Source organism: Bacillus sp. NTK074B, from assembly GCF_017303375.1.
Taxonomy (GTDB): domain Bacteria; phylum Bacillota; class Bacilli; order Bacillales; family Bacillaceae_B; genus Rossellomorea.
Map to the genome: position 1 here is coordinate 241582 of NZ_JAFKOH010000001.1, position 23941 is coordinate 265522.

A 23941-nucleotide genomic window follows, 5' to 3' on the forward strand; every position below is an offset into this window, starting at 1 on the left:
CCCCCAAGTATTTCTCTTCTTATTAGAAATTATAATCGAGAAACCTCTTTGTGTAAAATTTGTATAGGTAATGAATAACAAATGTTCATTTATTATTTTTGATTATTAACAAGTGTGTTTCCGCCGGTGCACCCAAACGCAGGGGAATGGCGGTGGTCCCGTAACCGTTGCTCACTAATAAGGTGGTCTCCGGGAGATTATCAAGTCTCCCTTTTTTATACAATCCCCATCCGAACAGTCGAATCTGGCCTCCATGTGTATGACCGCTTATCATAAGATCGATTCCGTCTTCCTTACGTACCTGATTCAAAAGCCTTGGATCATGACTGATTAATACATTGAATTCATCTGGGGATACCTGATCAAGGGCGAGTGGATAATTTGCCCGTTGAGTACTTGCATCATCTACCCCTATCAAGTTCATCACACCGTTATGCAGGGGAACCTTGACTGAAGTATTAACGATTTCAATGATTCCCTTTTCATTAAATATTTTCTTTAGCCTTGTGGAATTGACTTCATAATCATTATTTCCCCATACGAAGTATACCTTCCCTACTGACTGTAGCTTATCCAGATTCCCCTCTACCCTTGAAAAGGGGACTCCCTTTTCCAAAAGATCCCCGCCGATGATGACAAAATCCGTTCTCCCCTTCACTTCTTCAATAATTTCATCCGAAATTTCACGGTTATGTATATCTGATATAAAAAAAATCGAGACAGGCTGCATATCGTCCGGCAACCCCGGAAGCTTAACCTCTTCAATTTTTACCACGTTTCGACGGGCTTCATACAACATAATTAAGAGGAGAATGACTCCCCCTGCCATTAAAATGATACATAATTCAAGCATTGTGGCCTCCTTGACGGCGAAAATCTATTGAAATAATACCATAAAAAAGGGCTGAACAGGAAAAAATCATCGTTTGCCAGCCCCCGTAAACGCTCAATGCGTAAATCAGTCCGATATGAAATGGGATAATCATCAATTCTCTATGTAGCCTTCCATTCCATAATTGTATGACGGAATGAATTTCAGCTTTCAAGACATTCCCCTGTACCAAAAGGCCGATCATCAGGGCGATGGAAGCAGCGAAAAACTGAATCGGGTTAAGCACCATCTCAACGATGAACTCTGATTCAGTCAAGCGTTCTGTCACAGGAAACCATGTAATGAATAGATACCCGAATACAAACGAGATGATCAGTTTCACAAAAAGATTGATCAAAAAAATCCCTCCCATAAATCTTATGAGAAGGATTTTTTTTCATACAGGATTTTCTTCACTTATTGGTCTTCGTGGATATCGAGGATGCGGAATCCTGATTTCTCGAGTTTATTAAGGAATTTCTCCATATTGTCCTTCTTTTCCACTTTAAGAACAATGCGTCGAAGTAATTTATCAGTTTCATCAAAGGTCACAAGGGAAATGACCGATTCAGAGTATTGCTGAATGATGTCGCCCAGGCGAGCGATCCGTCCTTCGGTTTCTACGGAAGAGAAGGCGATGCGCACTCCTTTTTGATCCATTCCGAATGCACTTCTAAATTGATCCAGAACATCGAATCGGGTAATGAGACCAAGGAATAAATGGTTGTCACCGACCACAGGGAGGATCGGTGAATCCTTTAATTCTATTAATGCATTTTCAAATACATCCTTGTCTGTAATGTATTTGTCCGAATTTGTGATAATATCCCGTGCTTTTTTCTCCTTGAGAAAGGCTTCCTTTTCCATACCTGATTGAAAGAAGGCCTGATAAATATTGTACCGGGTCGCCACACCTTTAAACTGATCATTTAAAAGGACCGGAACCCCGTCAATTTTATGATGCTCAAGAACCGTCAGCGTCTTTTCCAGGGAATCATTTTCGTCTACCACATAGCATTTGTGTTTTGGTATCATCGCATTTTTAACAAACATTTGACCACCTCATCATTTATATCCTACCCCTTATGTATTCAACATTTCCAGCGTATTATCCTGCATCATTATGAATTAAAATAAATTAACATGTTCCCCAACCCCCGTTCATATGTTGTTACGAAGGATTTTGTTTAAAGGAGGCATGATCATGCAGGAATATTATAAAGCATATTATCCGTATGTAAGTCCATTCGATCCGTGTAAACCGATTACACGAAAGGTATATTCGACTCCACCTAACCTTTACCTCGGGTTCCAGCCACCGAACTTAGAACAATATTCCCCGAAGGAAGCCCTGCAAAAAGGGACCCTTTGGAAAGTGTTTTATGACCCTTACTACAGTCCCTATGAAAAAACGAAGGGAGAGTAACCCAATATGAAACAGCTTCCTCCCCATTACTACGAGGTGCTAGAAGAATTGCAGGCCGTCGACTTTGTCATCGTGGACCTCACACTTTATCTGGATACACATCCGGAAGATTACGAAGCGATTTCCCAATACAATATGTATATAAAGACGAGAAAACAGATAAAAAAGAAATTCGAAAAAGAATTTGGCCCCCTGACCCATTATGGGTACAGCTACTCCAATTATCCTTGGGATTGGAAGGATGCGCCTTGGCCATGGCAGGTTTAATGAACTAGAGGAGGTTCGGGACTATGTGGGTTTATGAAAAGAAGCTTCAATACCCTGTCAGGGTAAGTACTTGCAATCCTAAATTGGCAAAATTTCTAATCGAACAGTATGGAGGGGCAGATGGAGAGCTTGCCGCTGCTCTCAGGTATCTCAACCAACGCTATTCAATCCCTGATAAGGTGATTGGATTATTAACAGATATCGGAACAGAAGAATTTGCTCATCTGGAAATGATTGCAACGATGGTTTATAAATTAATCAAAGATGCCACACCTGAGCAGATGAAAGAAGCGGGACTTGATCCCCATTATGTTAATCATGATGGAGCCATTTTTTATCAGAATGCGGCAGGCGTTCCGTTTACCACCGCTTATATTGCGGCTAAAGGCGATCCCATCGCAGATTTATATGAAGACATCGCCGCAGAGGAGAAAGCAAGGGCTACGTATCAGTGGATCATCAATATGAGTGATGATCCGGATCTGAATGACGGACTGCGCTTTTTAAGGGAGAGGGAGATCATCCATTCCCAGCGTTTCAGGGAAGCTGTTGAAATACTTAAGGAAGAAAGAGATAAAAAGATTTTCTTTTGATTCATCGATTTTTTTGGCTCATGACAAATGTGATGGGCCAGACCCTTTACACTTCCTCCCCCTGTATTCAAGGTCCGCTTACTTGCTCCCATGAAACAGATTAATGTCCCATTCTTTTTTCAATTTATCATATACATGATGCCTTTTTTTCCATGCTTCCTCCTTCCATAAATCTTTACTGCGATCGATGACTTCACATCTTAAATCATGAAATTCTTTTTCCTTTTTTTCCTTTTTTTCAAATAATATTTTGGTTGCACCAAATAGGACAACCAGTATAAGTGTCATGATCAGGTGCAACGAATTCGAGACAAAGACGGAAAACATTGCGGCAAACGAATTAGAGTAGGGACTCAGTACAAATTTCGTCATATAATACAGAAAAAAGAATGATGCAAATAATGTTCCCCACAAAGTGTAGAGATGCTCCTTCTTCGCTTTATCGAATTTTCGTTTTTTATCAATCAGGTTATGTAACATCTGTTCCGTCGCTTGATCCGTCCACTCACCAAACTCCTTGTCTGAACGCTCCATCCCTATCCTCCCCTTTCCTCCCTATAGTGTATGAGCTTGTCCGTAAAGATAGAATCAGCTCATAAAAAAAGGCCCTCTTAAAGAGGATCCTCCATTCACCTGCTATCACCCAAATAGCTGATTCTCACTGCGGGAGTCGCACACTTCCCTGAATTCTTTAAGAAGTCCATCAAATATAACATCCCAGGATTGCTTTTCTGCCATTTGTAATGCTTTTCGTTTCATGTACGTAAAACGGTCTTCATTCAACATTTCGATAATATGATGGATGAACGACTGATACCGGTGAGCTTCTGCTATTCTACCAGTCTGGTTGTGCTCCACGATGTTCGTCACCCCCCCCTTATCGGCCACTATCGCCGGCAAGCCAGATGCAAAGGCTTCCAATATGACATTACCGAAAGTCTCTGAAGCAGAAGGGAAGACAAATAAATCGGATGAAGCATACATTTCCGCTAATTCATCCCCTGTGGCATAGCCTGTGAAGATGACATCTTCCTCTCTTGTCTTTTCCATCAGTTCTTTCTTCATGGGCCCATCTCCTACGATAAGCCATTGAACCTGATCCTTCACTTCCTGGGGAAGGTATTTTATCGTTTTCTCCAAAGTGTCTAAATCTTTCTCAGGAGCCAATCTCCCTACATATAACAGGATATATTTCTTTTCAATCTTATATTTTTTCCTTAAAGAATCATTTCGCTTCTCCGGTGTATAGGCAGAACAATCGACCCCCCTGCCCCATATTGACAAATCAGTAAAGCCTTGATCTGCAAGATGCTGCTTCGTTTCTTGTGAAGGCACAAAAATTCGATCAGCTTGTGAATAGAACCACTTCATATATTTCCAAAGCAACGGTGAAGCCCACATCATCCTGTAATAATTCAAGTACATGTCAAAATGGGTGTGATAGGAGGCGACCAAGGGGATCTCCATTTTCTTTGCTCCGCGTATCCCGTAAAGCCCCATTGTAAGAGGGGTTGTGACATGAATCAGAGATGGGGAAAAATCTTTCAGCTGTTTTACGATGGTCTTTGGATTTGCAATGGCGGTCCTGCATTCAGGATAGAGAAAAAAGGGAAAGCTCGTGAATGAGTGTACATTGGGATACGATGGTTTATGATCCTGAAGATCCGGAACAAATACTTTGTATTCAATCCTTCTTTTCTCATAATGATCCGTCAATCTTTTTAATGTCCTTGCCACTCCGTTTACTTGAGGATGATACGTATCAGAAAAAAGGGCCACTCTCATGTACAACTCCCCCTTTATATGGCGTTGAATTTAGCACATTCATATCGTCATCTAATAAAACAGCATCACAAACATAGTCGTTGCGCATGCAAGGAATGCCCCTGCTAATACATCTGAGGGGTAGTGCACCCCAAGGACGACTCGTGAATACCCTACAAGCCAGCTTAAAGGAAATAGAACAAGCATGGTAATCGGATAATGGATCATAAACGGGATCGTGAGTGAAAAAATGGCCGTGGAATGACCAGACGGAAAAGAGTGATCTTTGAATTCATATCCGTGAATGACTGCATCTGGTAAGGTCATATATGGACGAATTCGTTTAACTCCTTTTTTCACAAAGGTCATCAGGATATGACTTACGACAAGGGAGGTCATCGCAATGAAGACCGTATGCTTGATCCCTGTATAATACTGACAAAGGATAAACAGGATGAGGATGGTACTTATTGTGAGCCTGGCTCCCCCCAGATGTGTCACATACCCAAATAATGATCGATACAGTTCTTTACTAGCATTGATTCTGTAAAATAACTTATCATCGGCCTGCCGAAAGCGCGTCAACATTCTGTCCACCATATCAACTCCTCTTTCCTGTACTAATACTGTCATCTTTAGTATATTTTCAATTTGTATTCCCTCTCTTAATGGAATGTAAATTTTATAGAAAGATGTTGCAAAGAAATGTAAATAAAAAACCCCCACCCCAAATACAAGGGGATGGAGGCTATTAGTGATCTAACGGAATTTCCAACACTTGTCCTGTCTGAATTTCATTGTCCTGAATCTTATTCCATTCTTTGATGCGGTCGACGCCTGATGGTGAATTGTAGTAATTCATTGCAATTCGAAAGAGTGTTTCCTGAGGTTTAACCGTGTGGTATACAATCTTGACCTCTGGTTGTTCTTTTATCTCTTCTTTTGGTTCTTCTTTTGGCTCTTTTTTAACATTTTCTTTAGCTTTTGGAGGTGAAGCCGGTTGATTTGTGCCGTTAGCAGTATCGGATTTTTCTGTTGATTCTTTCAGGTCCGTTTTATCAGACGTCCCCTCTTCTTTAGTATTCACAACTTCTTCACTCTCTTCTTGATTGCTATCAGATTGATCATATCTGACTTCAACCACATCATCTGCATCTTCTGACAAGACGACTAGTGGACCATTTCTGTTATCAAAAAAAGAGTATATGCTAAATACAGTCAGTGGCATAAAAATAAAAAACAAGAGCAGCATGCTGATCAATGGATGTTTCATTTTCCAAGTTTTCTTTATTTGTTTCTCTCTATGGAGCTCACTTCTCGGGGGAAGGGGCTCCCTTTTTTTGACTGGTCGTTCTTCAGGGACTTTTTCAATTCTTTTTTTCAGTTTCGCTGCCTGATCTCTATATGGGTCTTTACTCATGAGACATCCCTTCTTTACTTCTTTGTCTTCCATTCTTACGCATATGCAATCCCAGTAAAAAATCAATGACAAAGTGCATGATGATTGTAACCAATACATTCTCTGTGATTTCGTAAATGAAACCGATCCAAAAGCTTAGGAGTACAATATTGATGATAAGAAACCAGTGAGCCCAATACCTGAAATGTATAAGAGCGAAAATGATGCTTGAAATGATCAGACCAAAATGATATTGGAGCACACCCCTGAATAATATCTCTTCACTCACACTAATGAAAAAAGCTAAAAGGGCAATCTCTCCCATACTTCTATTCGTGAAGATTTGGGCGTTCACCCCACCATCATCATAATATTTCGCAGGTAACACCTTCATTAGAAAGATATCAATCAAGACAATCAGTAAGCCACTTGACATCCCCACCGTTAAGATGTTCCAGGAAATGTGGAATTGCCCCCAGAAACCCGACTCTGAGTCAAATAAAAATATACCTAAAACGCATGCAATCGTTAATAGTAAAAATTGAGTAAAATACAAATGGAAGGTTAATTGCTTCTTTGTAAGTTGTTGAATGATTTCCCCTTGTTTCTGCATCGGTACCACTTATCCTAATAGTAATTTTTCTAACCTTTTTTTCCAATTGGCAGGTTCCTGATCTGGTGAATCCCCCGTGAAATATTCAACCTTAAACTCATTGGGTGAATATCCGCATACATCACAGCAGAATGGATTCTCCTCCACATGTCTTTCATTGAAATAATGGAGGAGCTTCTGTCTTCTGCATGTCCCACCCTTCAGCCAGTGGACCATGGTGTTAAGTTTCTCCTTTTTGTATTGTAAACGATTGTTCCGTATTTGTTTCACTTTATCTAGTAATCTATCTTGGTTAAGACTTCGGCCCCCGGTCAGCTCTTCTGTATAATAAGTTAGAAACCGGTACTGCACATCGGTCAATTGCAGCTGATCGATTAAGTCTTTTGTACGTCCCTTGGTCCATCCTTCAATGAAACCATGAATTTGATCATTCTCAGGTAACTCGCTTTGAATGAGCTGCAATGGCAGAGAGAAATCCTGTTCAGAGTAAAGAACGACAGACACACTATTCTTGCCATCACGGCCTGCCCTCCCAATTTCCTGTAGAAATGCTTCTATGCTTGATGGGAAATGAAAGTGAATCACAAACCGGATATCTTCTTTATTTACCCCCATCCCAAAAGCAGAGGTAGCACATATCATTCTCAGCTTCCCCGAAAGGAATTGTTGCTGAATAAGGATCCGTTCCTCTTGTTCCATGCCCCCATGATAGTGGGCAACACCTGACACTCCGTTCTCGGACAGCCAGAGTGCAACATCTTCAGCCATTCGTTTACTCGAGAAGTAGACAATCCCCGGACCACCCCAGGCTAACACATATTCCAACAGGCTATTCAATTTGTCGCTTTGACCGGATACCTTCTGGACAAATAATCCAATGTTTTCACGATCGACTGAATAGACCATTTCAACTGCATGCACCATTTGAAGGACTTCTTGAATATCTTCCCTGACTTCCTCCGTAGCCGTCGCCGTCAATGCCAGGGTGGTAGGATTCCCGATCTTTTCTTTCAGCTCACCAAGTTTAAGATAATCGGGCCTGAAATCAGGTCCCCATTGGGATATGCAATGAGCTTCATCAATTACGTATAGTTCAATGTTTAATGTCATGAGGGAAGGTATCACACTCGTGTTCATCAACATCTCAGGAGAAATGAAAATGAACTTATATCTGTGCAACTGTTCCAATGCTGCTTTTCTTTCAGCAAATGGCAGGAACGAGTTCAGTGCGATGACCCGCTTCTCCCCCCTCACTTTCATCTGTTCCACTTGATCCTGCATCAAGGAGAGTAATGGAGAGATAATTAATACATGCCCCTCCATCAGGTAGCCTGGCAATTGATAACACAAAGACTTTCCTGTGCCCGTTGGAAGCATAGCTACCGTATCGCGTTGATTTAATACGGAACGGATGATATCTTCCTGCCCTTCTCTAAAAGAAGAATAACCAAATCTTTTTTTAAGTTCTAGTTGTAGATTCACGTGTCTCACCTGCCTTCGCAATCGCCACCCGGATTTGAAAATAGGTCAATTGAGGGAGCTTTTCTTTAATGGACTTCAGTCTTTTTGTTTTTTCTTTTTTCATCACATCCAGGACTTTAACATAATCTTCCCGGGTAATGAATGGGTCTATGACCAACTCTTCTTGTGTAAGGATCAATTCGATGACATGATCCTCTATGGTGTTCTGCTTCAATTTTCGAATTCGCGAAATTTCTTCAAGGGAATGTCCCCTTTTATACAAATCGTAGGTCTTACTCGTTGATATCGTCAGGTTTTGTCCAGAATCATTTTTTAAACTGATGGAATATAATAAAGGGTATTTTGATGGGTCACTTTCTATTTCCGCCAGCATACGATGAAGCAGGTTAAGGAATTTAAAGCGAAATTCTTCTTTATCCATTTCCAGCATGTCTGCCACCTGCAATTCAGTCCACCCGTAGTCTTTATATCCCGTCAGACGGTATACTAATATGGATGGATCACTCTCTTGGCTATTCAGGATGATTGAGAGCTCGTTAAAAAGTACACTTGAAAGATTATCTTTATTAGGATTGGTCCTGATACAATTCTTGACCCACTCCTGGATTATCCTGTTCCGCTGAACAGGGAAATAAACGGTTTCAAGCCTCTTTCCATTGGAGAGTACTTGTACAAGAAGGCTTAGTCTCATCCAAAACAGGCGGGTTTGATCACCATAGAGGAGCCCGTTCATATCCGAAGGAAATTGATCAGCCTGAAAATGTTCTCTTACGTCTTTTAACCCTTTTTCTGTCACGGAGGCATTATCACTCTCCCCAAGAGTAATACACCCGGCGTTCTCAAGCTCCTTTACCTTCTGATTGAAATATGATCGTTTCAACTTTGGCAGCGATAGAAAAAATGGCTGTAGATGAAAGATATGTGCATCCTGAATGGATTGGGAAGACTTCTTCCCTTTTACGATATGGTACACAGAGTAAATCGAGCGTTCCCCATTGATTTGCATAAAACAATATAGAATCACATAATTAAGATAGGTCAATTCTCTACTCCTTAATATGTAGGTTATTGTCAAATATTGTACCATGAATTTGGCTTTTCACCATGTTTTGTTTTTCTTATATAGGATAAAAATAAAAAGAGAGCACCTAACTATTGAAAAGTCGTTCAATCCTCTATAAAATAAACATTAAGTGATTTTCACAAATTGACATTGTGTATAATGATGAATTATATAGAATTATTTTTTCGGGAGGTTTTTTCTTTGCCAAAATATACGATCGTTGACAAGGATACATGCATTGCATGTGGAGCATGTGGGGCTGCCGCTCCAGATATTTACGACTATGATGATGAAGGTATTGCATTTGTAACATTAGATGATAACCAGGGAACCGTCGAAGTTCCTGACGTATTGGAAGATGATATGGTTGATGCATTCGAAGGCTGTCCGACAGATTCCATTAAAATATCTGAAGAACCATTCGATGGAGATGCCCTTAAATTTGAATAGTAGGGATGGAGGCTAAGGAGGAATAATTCCCTTAGCCTTTTCTATTGTCGATCTACTTATCCACATATGAAAAACCCCTCAAGAAAAGTTGAGGGGTTCTTTTTATTTGATCACTATGCCGCTTTGTTGAAGGCTACTTGTCTTGACAACCAGCCTTGAAGGCGGACGAACAGTAAAGTAAATACGGTTGCTACCAATATTCCTTTAAGGATATTAAATGGAACGATTCCTGTAATGATGATTTCAGCAGGCAACTCGAAATTCATGAAGTATTTATAAGCAGGAAGGAATACAAAGTAATTTAAAATCCCCATGCTTAGGCTCATTACGACTGTTCCTGTAATTAATCCAGTCAACAAGCCTTTTTTTGATTGAAAACGTGAATAGATATAATATGTTGGAAGAATCAGAAGCACTCCCGCTAAAAAGTTAGCTGCATGACCAATAGGTACACCTGTATCGCTTCCAGTCATAACGTAATCAATCACGTTTTTAAACAGTTCCACCAATATTCCAGCAAGCGGTCCTAATGTAACCGTTGCAATTAAAGCAGGTACATCACTGAAATCGACCATTAAGAATTTTGGAAATGGTGGTATTGGGAAGTTGAACAACATTAACACATACGAAATGGCACTAAGCATACCAACTGTGACAAACATTCGTGTATTCATTTTCTTCATAACTCTCTCTCCTTTAGGAGATTCATCTCATTTCGAAGATGGTTCCGACCAAAAGGTAGCATTAAAAAACTCCTAGATACTTGTATCTAAGAGAATGAAAGGCATACCCTAATAAACGTTCAGCTTCCCATTTCTAAACGTTCTGGCATAAACCTTCATCTTCTCCCATCCAGACTATACTGTCGGCTTTGGAATCACACCAAATCCTGCCCCTGAAGGCTCGCGGGCTTAGAAACAATTGTTTCATCACCGCCGGTAGGGAATTTCACCCTGCCCCGAAGACGAATCTTTATTTTTTTGTACATTTACATTATACATAATGTGAAGGAGAATGTGAAGATAAAAAGCTCGAATTCGAACTATATCAAAATATCATATGCCTAAATAGGCTGCGGAAGGGTCATTGTACCTTTAGAACTTGTCGAGGATAAATGGCTGACTGCAAATCCAGACCGTTCTTATGGACAAGATCATCTAAATCGATTCCCTGAGCCAGAGAGATGGAAGATAATGTGTCACCCTTCTTTACGACGTACCGATCATTCCTATGAATTGTCGGGATCTTCAAGATCTGACTGATGACAAGATCGGTGTTGTTTAATGCGTTCTGTGACATGATCTCTTCAATCGACACGGCGTACTTCTGAGATATCCCCCAAAGGGTCTCTCCTTTTTGAACGGTATGTGTCAAAGTATGTACATCTTCATTCAGATTTCCTTCAGGAGTACCCGCTACATCCACTGTCTGAAAAGGATCTTTTTCTTTTGCAAATACAAGTTGCCCGACTTCACCGTTTCCAAAGACACGATAGGGATCGATGGCATTTTCCTTATTGATTGTCCACTCCCCTTTATGAACTTCAAAATGGAGATGGGCACCGGTCGATCTTCCGGTATTCCCCAGGGTGCCAAGCTGTGCTCCTTGTACAACTTCCTGATTCTCGTCCACCAATCTGCTCTCAAGGTGGGCATAGACTGTTTCATATCCGTTTTCATGTCTGATAAATACCACATGACCATAGCTATTAGAAAGATAGGATTTACTCACTATCCCTTTTGCTACAGAATAAACGGGTGATCCTGCCTCTCCTCCAATATCCATACCCTTGTGCGTACCACCTCTTGTACCAAATGAATCTGTGATCATCCCTTCCACGGGAAAAATCCATATTCCGGTGTCCTTTGCCACTTCATCACCCTCCGCTTTAGCATTATTACCGGTAATGAACATCACGCTTACACAAATTCCCAATACAAAAACGATGAATAGCCTTCTTGCATAATCAAAAATCATGCTTGTCCTCCTTAAAAATTTTGACTGGCTCATCTTCGATTTCTATGTATTACACCAGTCTAACCTTTTAGTACTCATTACATGCACATATGGCTGCCAAATGACAAAACATACAATTCATTTTCCTTCGGGTAGTATGGCTAAGTATGTGTTAAATATTCCTTTCTGCTATGTGTAAAATAAGAAGGACCAGAAGCGGATAGTTATCCGCTTCTGGTCCTTCTTCCTTTAATTATCTATGTTTTTTTTATTTGGGCTGATCGGGGTCTCTATAGGTCCATCAAAGTTGAAACCGTTCCAGTTAACCTGTTTGACATTCCCAAACTGTGCCCTGTCAAACCCGGAGCTCCTGCACGTTAATAATATCCCTTCAATCATTTCCAATGCGGATTGTTCCTCCAATGTGTCCAAATCCAATTCATTCAAGAAGCTGATTGTCGCCCATCCATCTCCTTCAGTCACACTGAAATTGATATCTTTTGGAATGACACTCTGAAGAAGGCCAGTTTCTTCATTTTTCATTGCTTCCATGGACGCCTTGATGTCACCCCTGTTGATATTATCCGGTACAAGAAAGCGCTCCCTGCCATTTGGTGAATACGCATAGTAAGCCGTATGGGTTTCTTCATTCAAATCGATCTTTGAGAACTCACCAGCGGTACTGAATTGAGGGACAGCACCGTCGGAATTCTTCAAAGTGATTTCCTCTATCCCCTTATGCTGGAATGAATACTGAAGAGAATGATAAAATGCATATTCCACAGCACTGCTGCCGCTGTATGGGTGATCAGCATCCAGAGTGAAAACGACTTTGTTGTTATCCATAGTGAACTTACCATCTAATGGAAGGTAGTCCTCAAGTCCCCAATCTGTTTCAGGCAGCTTTTCCGCAATTTGCTCATGACGGGTTAACCAGTCTTCTTCAGGTTCCTCTACAATGGAGACGGGTATCGGTACCGCATCTGGAGAAACCAGTCCAAAGGAGTAAAACTCCTTTCCCTTAAGGTCTTCTTCATAGAGTGAAAGCCTTTCTTCAGGTTCTTTTAAGCTCTCTGACATCATTACTTCGCTGTTTTCCTTTTGATCATCTTTGGTTATAGCTATTTTCTTATCTTCACTAGATTCAGGAGAGATCTCTGTTTCCTTCTTTTGTGGAGCCATTTCGATTTTGTTTTCTGAACTACCCGAAGAATCCGCTATTTTCGATTCGGACTTCTCCATGCTCGTTTCAGTGAGTTGATTTAGAACGGTTGGTGCCAAGAGGACCATAATAAATATGGCGGCACATGCAGCAACTGCAGGTATGAACCGTTTAAATGAAGATTGACTCTTCTTCTTTTGTCGTACTATTCGGGCATGAATAGATTGAGATGTTCGATCATCTTTGATTTGGGGAAGCTTTCTGACAAGCTCCTCAATATCACGATCTTTCCATTCTGACTGGTTCAAAGTCTCTTTCCTCCTTTGGGAGTCGTTGATTCATTTCACTTCGTAACCACTTGATGGCCCTATGTTGGGTTGTCTTCACTTTGCTTTCCGACCATCCGAGCACCTCAGAAGTTTCGATGATGGAAAGTTCCTGTAAGTACCGCATAATGATGACCATCCGGAAATCTGTTGAGCAAAGCTTTAAGCACTCGTACAGAACTTGGACTTCCTCATTGGAAACAGTAATTTCTTCAGGAAGAGCCCCATTGTCTGTCACTTCGTTTCGACTCCAATCAAATTTATCGAGAATACGGTTTTTCCAGTATCTCTGCTTTCTGAAATGATCAATGGCCACATTTTTCGCAATGGAAAAAAGCCAGGTTTTCTCGGAACTTTTCCCTTCAAAATTCTTATGGGATTTAAGCACCCGAATATAAACTTCCTGAACTAAGTCTTCAGCCTGCTGTTTATTCTGTACCATGTATATGAGGAACTGAAATACATCCTGATGATAGCTAGAGTATAATCTCTCGAAAACGGAGTCCACTTAATTCCCTCCCCGTCAATTTATTAGTCGTTCCCTATGTAAAAAAGTTACACACTATCAATATAGTGTTTTTTGGTTGAAAAGGAAAGACCTATATGAATCGGGCTACAGCATAAAAAAACCAACAGGGAAGGGAACCCTGCTGGCTTATAAATTTTACCACTAAAATAAGGATAATTTTGCAAATATAAAGAATGTTTCCCATGTAACAAGAAAAATCGCCATTTTTCTAAAGAGATCATCGATTCTTGACTAAACGGGAAGAAAGAAGGTGAAAGCTGTCCCTTGATCCACTTTGCTTTGAACCTGAATATGACCTTTATGGGCTTCTATGATATTCTTTGCGATCGCAAGTCCTAGACCCGTCCCGGACTTTCCTCTCGTTCTTGCCTTGTCAGCCTTATAGAAACGTTCAAAGACAAAAGGAAGATCCTCTTCAGGTATTCCGGAACCCGTGTCTCTTACATGGAACAAGTATCCCCCTTTCTTTTCGGTCAGGGAAACCGTCACTTCCCCTCCTGTCGGTGTATGCCTCAACGCGTTATCGATGAGATTGGTTAATACTTGTTCAATTCGATCCGGGTCCATATAGATTTCTTTCTTGATTTCCACATTACTTTCAAAATAGATGGATACCTTCTTTTCCTTGGCCAACCCGATAAACTTGTTTGTCACTCTTTCTGTGAAAGGCATGACCGCTATCACATCTTTGTTTAAAGTGATATGTCCCGCTTCCATTCGGGCAAGATCAAGGAGATCATTCACAAGCCTCCCCATACGGAGAGATTCATCATAAATGATCCTGGCAATTTCCTTCTTTTCTTCTTCCGAGCCTGCAATGTCATCCACAATCGCTTCACTATACCCTTGCAGCATGGAGATAGGTGTGCGAAGTTCATGGGAAACGTTTGCGATAAAGTCCTTGCGGAGCTTATCCAATCTCCGTTCCTCTGTCATATCACGGACCACCGCCACGGCTCCCCTGATGGTATTGTTATTATACAGGGGACTCACGATCACCACATAGGAACGGCCCTGCAGACTCAGTTCACCTGTTTGTTCCATTTCAGTTACGACCACACTCTGCAATAATTCTCTAACTGTCGTCGGAATCGCCTCTTCGCTCTCTTCACTTTGCTCATAATACCAGTGTTGCAGAAACCGGTCTGCAGGAGGATTGGTGATCAGGATGGTGCCGTCTCGATTAAAGGTGATGACCCCATCAGCCATACTGCTCAGAATGGACGATAGCTGCTCTTTTTCCTGACTTAGCGCATTGATGTGAAACTTCAATTGCCTCCCCATCTGATTGAAACCTGTGGCAAGCTCTCCGATTTCATCCTTCGTCAGGATCGGGACCTTGGTATCGAATTTCCCTTTAGCCACCTCAAATGCCGCTTCTCTCATTTTCCTCAGGGGGGCAGTGATACGGGTAGAGAGAAAGAATGCGAAGATGGTTGTAAGGATGATGGCGATGCCTGCTGCAAGTAGGATCAGCTTCGTCGTCTGTCTGGTCGTGTCTTTGATTACACCAAGCGACTGATAGAGATAAACAGCCCCGTCTTTCCCGTTAATATGGAGAGGAGTACCGACAATGATGACATTCTCGTACCGATTGGAGGATTCCTTAGACAGTTCAACCTCTTTTTTTAAAGTGATTTCCTTTGCTTTGACAGATTGAAGTTCGCTATCCTTCGATATATAATCATGGATTTTCTTCTGAAAGGCAGTCGAATCCTGTGAATATAGAGATTCATTTTGATCCAATGATATGATGATATTCACGGGTTCGTCGATGATTTCTTTTCCCAATTCCATCCCAAGGGTCAGATCATTATGATTTTCAATGACCCTCGCCACCTTTTCCGCTGTGTGGGTTAGTTCTTTCTCTACCACATCGACATGATAATTCTGAAAGAATTCCAGTAATAAAATGGTCAGTATGAACAACACAAATGAAACCAAAAGCAGGATGGTGAGCCACAGTTTCCCTACTACACTACGCCAGAGCCTCATTCATTTGTTACCTCGAATTTATAGCCCACTCCCCAAACGGTCACGATCATTTTTGCTGCCATTTCAGAGACTTTATTCAACTTTTCCCTTAATCGTTTTACATGGGTGTCGACCGTTCTGAGATCGCCGAAGAATTCGTAGTGCCACACTTCCTTCAGGAGATGCTCACGATCGAATACTTTATCCGGTGCTTTCGCAAGAAAATATAGAAGCTCATATTCTTTAGGTGTCAAGTTAACATCCATCCCATCTGCCGTTACACGGTGGGCGTCATTATCAATTGTCAGATGCGGGTAGACAATGAGATCCTTAGCCTTTGTATCACTTTGGATAAAGCTGGATTTCGTAGACCTTCGTAATAATGCTTTCACCCTCAGCACCACTTCCCGTGGAGAAAAAGGTTTCACGATATAGTCATCGGTCCCGACTTCAAACCCTTGTACTCTATTCACTTCCTCCCCCTTGGCAGTAAGCATGATGACAGGGGTTGCCTTACTTTCACGAAGATGCTGACACATTTCGATCCCGTCCATGCCAGGCATCATGATATCCAAGAGAATGCAATCGTAATTTTGCTCAAGAGCCATTTCCAACGCCTTTTCTCCATTTTCTGCTTCATCGATTTCATAGTTTTCTCTTTCCAGATACATTTTTAACAGTCTGCGGATACGATCTTCATCATCCACAACTAAGATTCGAATGTTTTCGTCCATGGGTTTCATCCCCCTTTGTATAATTAACCATATTATCCTATATTTTATATGAAAAAAGAAGCTGACTCAAAGAGAATACAATTCTCGTGATCATCAGCTCCTTCCGGCGGTTACGATTGATTAAGCATATGAATGTAATCCCGCAATGATGAGATTAACGGCTACAAGGTTGAATAGAATGATCGCAACTCCCACTACGGCAAGCCATGCTGACTTTTCACCATGCCATCCTTTTGATAGGCGCAGGTGAAGAAAAGCTGCATAGAATAAAAATGTGATTAAAGCCCATACCTCTTTGGGATCCCATCCCCAGAAACGGGTCCAGGCAATCTGTGCCCAGATCATTGCAAAGATGAGTCCACCAAGAGTGAAAACAGGAAACCCGATCAATACGGAACGGTAACCAATTTCGTCCATCAAATCGAGGTTCACATTTTTCACAAGTGGCTGCAACTTAGCAGCAATCCGCTTTCTGAAGATCAAACGCAGAATTAGATACAGCCCTGTTCCGATTAGAAATGACCAAATGACCGTATTTAACTTCTTGGCATTAATAAGAGCGGGCATTTCAATTATCGGCTTCATTACACCGTCTGTCATGGAATGCCCTTCATTCGGACCTACAAGGGCAGGAAGGGTGTATTCGGCAACTGCTTCTTCCCCCTGTTGATTTACATATTGAAAGTCAGCTTCGTAATGGGAAAGCGTAAAAGCCGTTGAAGCGACAACAAACCCCAATACAACAACCAATGAATACATCACGGTTTCAAGCCAGAATGACTGCTTACTCCCCTTTGTATGCTGAACGGATTTCAACAAATAGATGAGTCCTGCGACGAAGCTGATGGAAAGAATCGCTTCACCTGCTGATACAGTTGTTACATGTATCTTTAACCAGTCACTTTGAAGTGCAGGGATGAGTGGGCTGATATCTTTAGGAAACATACTGGCATAAGCGATCACCAACAAGGCGAATGGCAGTGCAATGACACCAAGTATCGTCGTCTTATACATAAAGTACAGAATGATGAATGCCCCGACAAGCATCATTCCGAAAAAGGTTGTAAATTCAAATAAATTACTGACAGGGGCATGTCCAGATGCTCCCCATCTTAGAAAGAAGTACCCTAACTGTGAAGCAAATCCCACAAGGGTTAAGACAATCCCGATAAACCCCCATTTCTTCTGGTTTGTTTCCGTTGTATTTTTCTGACGGATGCTTCCGCCAAAAAACAACGTAGCAATCAAGTACATTATGAAGGATACGTAGAGTAAATTACTGCTCCACTCCGCCATTGCTGTCGTTGACATCCTCATTCCTCCTTACTTCATCCTTTTGTTGCTGGTCTTCGGGCTCGTAAATCCCAGTGCCTTCCAACGCAAATCTGATTTCATTTTTTAAACCGTGCCAGTTTTTATTCGTATGACCGGCTATAATGACTCCATCTCCATCTTCATTACGTCTGATCCAAATTCTTCTATGGTGCCAATAGGCTCCCTGAATGACCCCAATCATGAAGATCGCTCCCCCGAGAGCCAAAATCCAGAGTGTCAGATCTTTATGCACAGTTAAAGCGGATACATCTCTCGTCTCAACTCCGGCAAATGACAGCTTATACTCATTTTCCCCCAGGGGCTCGAGATTTTTTCGGATTCCTACAAAGCTGATTTCACCTTCAGGCTTTTCAGGTGAGAATAATTTAAAGAGGAAAGCCGGATTATTTGGAAGCGGGGACTTCGTTTGGGGTTCCCCCTGCTCATTGAAACCTGAGAAATCCGGATAATATCCCATTAGTTCTGCTTTATATCCATCCTCAAATGTGTAAGCATCCTGAGGATCAAATAAATCGACGGTGAATTTACCGAAAGTTTCTCCCGACTTTTTATTATCCATAGTAAAGGACATGGATTTGAACTCATCTAATTTATAGCTTGTCTGATATACGGCAAAATTCCCGAATTTCAGGGGGTGGTTTACCTTGATGGAATCCTCTTGCTCCTTCGTTCGTTCAGCCTTTTGACCAGGAAGGCGATCACCCGACTCTTTATACAGGACGACATCAGACTGGAAATTCTTAGCGATTGTCCCGTTCTTGTCGATCGCTTCACCAAACACTTCTTTATCTTTATTCTTGTCATACGTCTCTAGTGTAAAACCCTTGTTTTCTAAGTAATATTCCTGATCCGTACCCGGTACGGCCCTCGTTTCACCCTCTCGGATCCATACCGTTTCATCGATATACATCCCTGGAACGAATCGAAGCATACCGCCGAAAAGGAAAATGATAAGTCCTATGTGGTTCACATAAGGACCCCATCTTGAGAAACGGTTCTTCTCCGCAAGAATATTGCCATCCTCTTCCCAAATCTTATATTTCTTCTGGACCAACCTTTCTTTTATCAGGCTGACCGGCTCATCGAATTCTAGCGTATCTGTTTTCCCGTATATTCTTTGACGTTTCAAAAAACCGACATGTCTAGCTACTCGTTGGTTCTTCAAGGCGCGATAGAGGGGGATTACACGGTCCAAACTACAAATGACCAGTGACACTCCGATTGATGCGATTAAAAGCAAATACCACCATGAACTATATAAGTCATGGAAACCGAGAGTATAGTATAATTCTCCGAAGAATCCATAGACATCCCCATAGTATTCATCTGCAGGCTGGGCATTTGGAATATACTGTTCCTGTGGTAATATGGTTCCCACCGCAGAAGCGATAAGTGTGAGAACGATTAACCACACCCCTACTTTTACAGAAGAAAAAAAGTTCCAGATCTTATCTATAATCGATTTATTATACGTTTGGGAACGTCTTGCACTCCCCTCATAACGCATGTCATGGAGCTTTTCATTCTTTGCTTCTTCCGTTAGAGCACGTCCACAGGATTCACAAAGAACCGTACCGTTTGGATTCACATGACCGCATTCACACTTAATCTCTTTCATGTAAAAACTCCTTATATCAAGTTAAACTGCCTTACGGCTTGATGCTCTCTAAATCTTCGATGATATCTTCTTCGGTCATCGTACCGGTGATGATCTTTTCAATTTCCCCTTGAGGGTTAATCAGGAACGTCGTTGGAAGTGGATCGATTCCGTATGTATTCTGCACTTCCTCTTCTTTGTCTACTAAAATAGGGAATTTCAGTCCGTGCTTTGAAACGAAACGGTTTATAAGAAAATCGGATTCCCCCACATTCACAGCCAGTATCTGTACACCCTGCTTTTGATATTTCTTATACTGATTATTCATATAAGGCATTTCCCTTTCACACGGTTTGCACCATGTTCCCCAGAAATTCAAGAAGACTCCCTGCCCCTTATAATCAGAAAGGCGGTGTGCATTCCCTTCCATATCCGTAAGGACAAAGTCAGGAGCCTTGTCGCCAGCTTTTAACATTCCTCTTTCGTCCTTCGTAAAGTTTGCATACAACGTATATGCAACTGCAGAAGTCAGCACAATGAGAATAATGGTCCGAATGAGTAATCTGCGCTTTTTCTTATTCATTTACGTGTGCCTCCCATAGTGAAATCGTTCTCAAGAAAGGAGAAAATTTTATCTCTCTTTACAGTAGCAAAGGGCCTGAAGTCATAAGATTTCACTTATGAGATCAGTCCCTGCCAAAATGTACTGTTTCATATCCTCATAATAAGCAGAGAAATCTCCCCATGACTTTATGGGTAAAATTTCTTTCTCATTATATCATTTATCACTTTAACGGTTGTGTAAATTATATGAAGGATATGTGACACTTTCCTTGTCAATTTTTATCGAATGCTTCCCGTCTCCGCCAATGTTCTTAATTGTTTCACTTCATGCGGTGTCAATTCCCTGCCTTCTCCTGCATTTAATCCATGAAGCGACAGGAATGCGTACCTTTCCCTTTTTAATTTTTGGACAGGGTATCCCAGGGCTTCGAACATCCGTCGTACCTGACGGTTTCTGCCTTCATGGATTGTGATTTCAACAATCGATTTCCCTTGCTTTTTATCGATGCTCAGAACCTTCACTTTGGCAGGAGCAGTCATTCCATCCTCCAGCTTGATCCCTTTTTCGAGTTCACGGATCTTAAATTTAGATGGGATTCCTTTTAATCTTGCCACATACGTCTTTTCTATCTCATTGCTTGGGTGCATAAGGGCATTGGCAAAGTCCCCATCATTGGTCAACAGAAGGATTCCGGAGGTTTCATAATCCAGTCTGCCTACCGGATAGATCCTTTCCTCGATTTCCGGGAAGAAGTCTGTTACAACCTGACGATCTTTATCATCGGTCACAGCGGAGATGACTCCTCTGGGCTTATAAAGCATATAATATACTTTGTTTTCTCTTTCAATCTGGATTCCGGTTACTTCCACCCGGTCAGAGTTTGAAACCTTTGTTCCAAGTTCTTTCACTACTTTTCCGTTGACCTTCACTTTGCCTTCTATTATTAATTGCTCTGCTTTACGTCGGGATGCCACCCCACTATGAGCAATAACCTTTTGTAATCGTTCCACGGTCTTTCACCTCATTATCAATTTCAATACATTTGTCTTCATGAATTATTACACAATCCAGGGAAAATAGAAAGGCATAAAGGAAAATCGACCTTTTCAGTCGATGCCTTTATGCCTAAATACTTCTATTTTACTATTCTACTTGAATGTTACTGTAAAATAATTGCTCTTACTATGCGAGTGGTGGTTGATTTCCGCTGCAGGTGCTCGCTTCAATCAACTTTCGAAGGGTACGTTTTTCACCACTATTAAAGTAAATGATTACTCCAATACAACTATAGCATTACGAATTCCTTAATTTGTAAGTTAATTAATGAACATGTAATCATGCATCTTTTAGAACATGATGGTGACGATGAAGATGGCTGCGGCGATTCCTACGAGGTCTGCGAGGAGACCTACTTTTAGTGCGTCGCCCATTTTCCGGATTCCGACTGCTCCAAAATACACGGTTAATACGTATAGTGTGGTATCTGTACTGCCTTGTAAGGTTGAAGCCAGTCTTCCGATGAAGGAATCCGGACCGTACGTTGCGATCATATCACTCATCATCCCAAGAGCAGCCGTTCCGGAAATGGGTCTGATGATGGCCAGGGGAACGATCTCCGGCGGAATTCCGAGTGCAAGCAATGCCGGGCGCATGAGACCAACGAAAAATTCAAGGGCCCCCGACTCACGAAAGATCGTAATGGCCACAAGCATTCCGATTAGAAAGGGAATGATGGATACCGCTATTTTTATTCCTTCTTTCCCACCATCCACAAACACTTCATACGTAGGTACCTTTTTGATTGTACCGTAGATTAATATAAAGCCAATCATGACAGGGATCAGCCATAATGAGATTGTCGTGATCCATTGCATCTATTTCACCTCTCGACGGGTACGCCTATAATGGAAATAACGGTCAATCAGTATCGCACCAACAGTGGATAAAATCGTAGCAATCAAGGTGGGACCCACAATTTCAGTAGGTGACACAGAATCATATTTCATCCGGATGGCAATAACCGTGGTCGGAATGATGGTAATGCTTGATGTATTGATTGCGAGGAATGTAATCATCGACCTGCTCGCAAAGTCCCTGCCTCCATTCAATTCTTTCAATTGCTCCATGGCTTTGATTCCGAGAGGAGTCGCCGCATTTCCCAGTCCAAACATATTAGCCATCATATTCGATAGGATATACCCCATGGCGGGATGGTTTTCGGGTACTTCGGGGAAAAGTCTCGTCACGAGCGGTCTGAACATCTTTGCCAGTTTATCAAGTAAACCCGCTTCCTGAGCAATTCTCATAATGCCCAACCAAAATACTAAAACACTGACCAATCCAATACAAAGGGTGACTGCTTCATTCGCCGAAGTGAAAATGGCTTCGTTCACTTCGGACATCTTTCCATTAACCACTGCGAATACCAATCCGATGATGGTCATTCCCACCCATATGAAGTTAACCATTGTTGCGAACCCCTGTAAAAGCTTCAAATGAATAAGCCCAGAATTTCCACCAGCTCTTTTTTTCCTTTTCTTTAACGAATGATTGATAGTAAACAGGAAGAGTATCCACTTCCTTCTCCCCTAGGTATACCACGGCTTTACCGACAACATCAGGCACCTGTTGATTCTTAAGCCATTCCTGCTTGGGCTTCAACATTTTGTATTCCACTTTTACCTCTCCCACTTCTTCATCCGTCAATGTAAGCACAGACTCCCGTTTTAGGTAAGCATGGCCTTTATATATTTCATCATCCATTTTTTCAATCTTCCCTTTTTCCAGAACGACTCTGTAATCGTATTGTTTAAATCCGAATTCAAACATTGCGATGTGATCATTCCAGTCATCAGGCCCATTCAATGTCACGGAAATCAGATTCTCTCCATCTTTGGTGGCCGTAGACACGAGGGTTCTTTTTGCGAGTTTCGTATATCCCGTTTTCCCGCCGGTACTGAATTTATATAATTCCGTCAGTAATCTATTTTTGTTCTTCCACTTCCGATCCCACTTCTCATCGGGGTTGGGTGCTGTATGGACTTTCGTTCCTGAAATTTCTTTATACATATCGTTTTTCATTGAATATCTTGTCAGTACTGCCATATCATACGCAGTGGAATAGTGATCCTCATGATCGTCAAGGCCATGAGGGTTGGAGAAATGAGTATTCTCCATACCGATTTCATTCGCCTTTTCATTCATCAAATACGTAAACCCGTCAAGACTCCCTCCAACAAACTCAGCGATGGCAACGGCGGCATCATTCCCCGATCTCAGCATCAGCCCATACACGAGGTCTTCCAGTTTGATCTTCTCCCCTGCTTTCAAGTAAAGAGAAGAACCTTCCGTTCCTGCAGCATTCTCCGAGACGGTCACTACCTGATCCATCTTTCCGGACTCGACAGCAAGGACGGCTGTCATGATCTTCGTGATACTTGCAATCCGGCTCTCCGTATGAGCATCCTTTTCATACAGAACCCTTCCTGTTTCCTGATCCATTAAGATCGCCCTTTGTGAACTGACAGAAGGTGCTGCCTGAACCTCACCTGAAACAGTAACGAACATAAATGCAAATATAAGGAAATAATATATGTAAAATTTCGCTCGCTTTCGATTCACGGCCATCTACTCCTTTACATCTAACGTGTTTGTACAAGTTTATGAGAGGACAAGGAGTAATATGAGTGAAATGTTGAAAGCGGTGGGGCCACTTCACATGTAGCCGATACTTAAGGTCATCAAAAAAATTGCGTGAAACAAAAAAACACAGCCACGCTGTGTTTTGGCCTTTCATAAACTCGTTCATCTATTCCCACTCGCCTAACATCAAATG

27 protein-coding genes and 1 riboswitch are annotated in these 23941 nt (G+C 41.6%); of the genes, 4 read left to right on the top strand and 23 right to left on the bottom strand.

The window, feature by feature from the left end; all coding sequences use genetic code 11:
- Nucleotides 1–85 precede the first annotated feature (85 nt).
- From JI667_RS01335 to JI667_RS01345, 3 genes are read right to left on the bottom strand one after another with little or no spacing between them, the layout of a single operon-like run.
- Complete coding sequence (locus tag JI667_RS01335; RefSeq protein WP_206849399.1) at nt 86–853, bottom strand: metallophosphoesterase; 768 nt, start codon at nt 851–853, stop codon at nt 86–88.
- On the bottom strand, nt 846–1229 hold the full coding sequence (locus JI667_RS01340) for a hypothetical protein (RefSeq protein ID WP_206849404.1): 384 nt from the start codon (nt 1227–1229) through the stop codon (nt 846–848). Before JI667_RS01340 ends, JI667_RS01335 begins: the two co-directional genes overlap by 8 nt.
- Nucleotides 1230–1288: 59 nt before the next feature.
- Nucleotides 1289–1924: an HPP family protein gene (locus JI667_RS01345; protein ID WP_206849413.1), complete on the bottom strand. Its 636-nt coding sequence runs from the start codon at nt 1922–1924 to the stop codon at nt 1289–1291.
- Nucleotides 1925–2075: 151 nt separating this feature from the next.
- On the opposite strand from JI667_RS01345, the gene JI667_RS01350 reads away from it, so the two are divergent.
- The 3 genes from JI667_RS01350 to JI667_RS01360 are packed head-to-tail and all read left to right on the top strand — an operon-like array spanning nt 2076 to nt 3157.
- Nucleotides 2076–2297 (top strand): spore coat associated protein CotJA, encoded by a 222-nt coding sequence (locus JI667_RS01350; RefSeq protein ID WP_206849415.1) that lies wholly within the window; start codon nt 2076–2078, stop codon nt 2295–2297.
- Between the two features lie 6 nt (nt 2298–2303).
- Nucleotides 2304–2564 (top strand): spore coat protein CotJB, encoded by a 261-nt coding sequence (locus tag JI667_RS01355; RefSeq protein ID WP_173106616.1) that lies wholly within the window; start codon nt 2304–2306, stop codon nt 2562–2564.
- Nucleotides 2565–2587: 23 nt separating this feature from the next.
- The gene (locus JI667_RS01360; RefSeq protein ID WP_206849426.1) at nt 2588–3157 is read left to right on the top strand and encodes a manganese catalase family protein; all 570 of its coding nucleotides are present in this window, start codon (nt 2588–2590) and stop codon (nt 3155–3157) included.
- 78 nt (nt 3158–3235) lie between these two features.
- Here the strand turns inward: JI667_RS01360 and JI667_RS01365 are convergent, their stop codons facing one another.
- From JI667_RS01365 to JI667_RS01395, 7 genes are all read right to left on the bottom strand, one after another.
- Nucleotides 3236–3691: a DUF2663 family protein gene (locus tag JI667_RS01365; RefSeq protein WP_206849428.1), complete on the bottom strand. Its 456-nt coding sequence runs from the start codon at nt 3689–3691 to the stop codon at nt 3236–3238.
- Nucleotides 3692–3796: 105 nt separating this feature from the next.
- Entirely contained in the window at nt 3797–4942 is a 1146-nt protein-coding gene (locus JI667_RS01370) for a glycosyltransferase family 4 protein (protein ID WP_206849430.1), read from the bottom strand.
- A gap of 51 nt (nt 4943–4993) precedes the next feature.
- Entirely contained in the window at nt 4994–5521 is a 528-nt protein-coding gene (locus JI667_RS01375) for a phosphatase PAP2 family protein (protein WP_211201152.1), read from the bottom strand.
- Between the two features lie 151 nt (nt 5522–5672).
- On the bottom strand, nt 5673–6341 hold the full coding sequence (locus JI667_RS01380) for a LysM peptidoglycan-binding domain-containing protein (protein WP_206849432.1): 669 nt from the start codon (nt 6339–6341) through the stop codon (nt 5673–5675).
- The gene (locus tag JI667_RS01385; protein ID WP_206849434.1) at nt 6334–6933 is read right to left on the bottom strand and encodes a CPBP family intramembrane glutamic endopeptidase; all 600 of its coding nucleotides are present in this window, start codon (nt 6931–6933) and stop codon (nt 6334–6336) included. Before JI667_RS01385 ends, JI667_RS01380 begins: the two co-directional genes overlap by 8 nt.
- 9 nt (nt 6934–6942) lie before the next feature.
- Nucleotides 6943–8415, bottom strand: coding sequence for a RecQ family ATP-dependent DNA helicase (locus JI667_RS01390; RefSeq protein ID WP_206849436.1), 1473 nt, complete (start codon nt 8413–8415; stop codon nt 6943–6945).
- Nucleotides 8393–9457: a helix-turn-helix domain-containing protein gene (locus tag JI667_RS01395; RefSeq protein ID WP_206849438.1), complete on the bottom strand. Its 1065-nt coding sequence runs from the start codon at nt 9455–9457 to the stop codon at nt 8393–8395. Before JI667_RS01395 ends, JI667_RS01390 begins: the two co-directional genes overlap by 23 nt.
- 222 nt (nt 9458–9679) lie before the next feature.
- Here JI667_RS01395 and JI667_RS01400 point away from each other — a divergent pair, with 222 nt between their 5' ends.
- Nucleotides 9680–9928, top strand: coding sequence for a ferredoxin (locus tag JI667_RS01400; protein WP_138775684.1), 249 nt, complete (start codon nt 9680–9682; stop codon nt 9926–9928).
- A gap of 113 nt (nt 9929–10041) precedes the next feature.
- On the opposite strand, the gene JI667_RS01405 is transcribed toward JI667_RS01400, so the two are convergent.
- From JI667_RS01405 to JI667_RS01465, 13 genes are all read right to left on the bottom strand, one after another.
- Complete coding sequence (locus tag JI667_RS01405; protein ID WP_206849446.1) at nt 10042–10611, bottom strand: ECF transporter S component; 570 nt, start codon at nt 10609–10611, stop codon at nt 10042–10044.
- Between the two features lie 153 nt (nt 10612–10764).
- Nucleotides 10765–10898: riboswitch (FMN riboswitch) on the bottom strand.
- A gap of 113 nt (nt 10899–11011) precedes the next feature.
- Nucleotides 11012–11905, bottom strand: a complete 894-nt coding sequence (locus JI667_RS01410) for a peptidoglycan DD-metalloendopeptidase family protein (RefSeq protein ID WP_206849454.1) — start codon at nt 11903–11905, stop codon at nt 11012–11014.
- Between the two features lie 228 nt (nt 11906–12133).
- Entirely contained in the window at nt 12134–13354 is a 1221-nt protein-coding gene (locus JI667_RS01415) for a hypothetical protein (RefSeq protein WP_206849456.1), read from the bottom strand.
- Complete coding sequence (gene sigX, locus JI667_RS01420) at nt 13326–13880, bottom strand: RNA polymerase sigma factor SigX (RefSeq protein ID WP_206849458.1); 555 nt, start codon at nt 13878–13880, stop codon at nt 13326–13328. Before sigX ends, JI667_RS01415 begins: the two co-directional genes overlap by 29 nt.
- A 252-nt stretch (nt 13881–14132) precedes the next feature.
- On the bottom strand, nt 14133–15896 hold the full coding sequence (locus JI667_RS01425; protein WP_206849460.1) for an ATP-binding protein: 1764 nt from the start codon (nt 15894–15896) through the stop codon (nt 14133–14135).
- Entirely contained in the window at nt 15893–16609 is a 717-nt protein-coding gene (locus tag JI667_RS01430; protein WP_206849463.1) for a response regulator transcription factor, read from the bottom strand. The genes JI667_RS01425 and JI667_RS01430 overlap by 4 nt, the downstream gene beginning before the upstream one ends.
- A 120-nt stretch (nt 16610–16729) precedes the next feature.
- Nucleotides 16730–17905, bottom strand: a complete 1176-nt coding sequence (gene ccsB / locus JI667_RS01435; protein WP_206850497.1) for a c-type cytochrome biogenesis protein CcsB — start codon at nt 17903–17905, stop codon at nt 16730–16732.
- Nucleotides 17886–19562 carry a cytochrome c biogenesis protein ResB gene (resB, locus tag JI667_RS01440; RefSeq protein ID WP_206849465.1) on the bottom strand — a complete coding sequence of 559 codons (1677 nt, stop codon included), beginning with the start codon at nt 19560–19562 and terminating at the stop codon, nt 17886–17888. Before resB ends, ccsB begins: the two co-directional genes overlap by 20 nt.
- 31 nt (nt 19563–19593) lie before the next feature.
- Nucleotides 19594–20124 carry a thiol-disulfide oxidoreductase ResA gene (gene resA / locus JI667_RS01445; RefSeq protein ID WP_206849467.1) on the bottom strand — a complete coding sequence of 177 codons (531 nt, stop codon included), beginning with the start codon at nt 20122–20124 and terminating at the stop codon, nt 19594–19596.
- 260 nt (nt 20125–20384) lie between these two features.
- On the bottom strand, nt 20385–21116 hold the full coding sequence (locus tag JI667_RS01450; protein ID WP_206849469.1) for a pseudouridine synthase: 732 nt from the start codon (nt 21114–21116) through the stop codon (nt 20385–20387).
- A gap of 336 nt (nt 21117–21452) precedes the next feature.
- A complete protein-coding gene (locus JI667_RS01455; protein WP_206849471.1) occupies nt 21453–21980 on the bottom strand; it encodes a spore maturation protein in 528 nt (175 codons plus the stop codon).
- Nucleotides 21981–22574, bottom strand: coding sequence for a nucleoside recognition domain-containing protein (locus JI667_RS01460; RefSeq protein WP_206849473.1), 594 nt, complete (start codon nt 22572–22574; stop codon nt 21981–21983). It lies immediately after the preceding gene.
- On the bottom strand, nt 22567–23673 hold the full coding sequence (locus JI667_RS01465; protein WP_244668177.1) for a D-alanyl-D-alanine carboxypeptidase family protein: 1107 nt from the start codon (nt 23671–23673) through the stop codon (nt 22567–22569). Before JI667_RS01465 ends, JI667_RS01460 begins: the two co-directional genes overlap by 8 nt.
- Between the last annotated feature and the right edge of the window lie 268 nt (nt 23674–23941).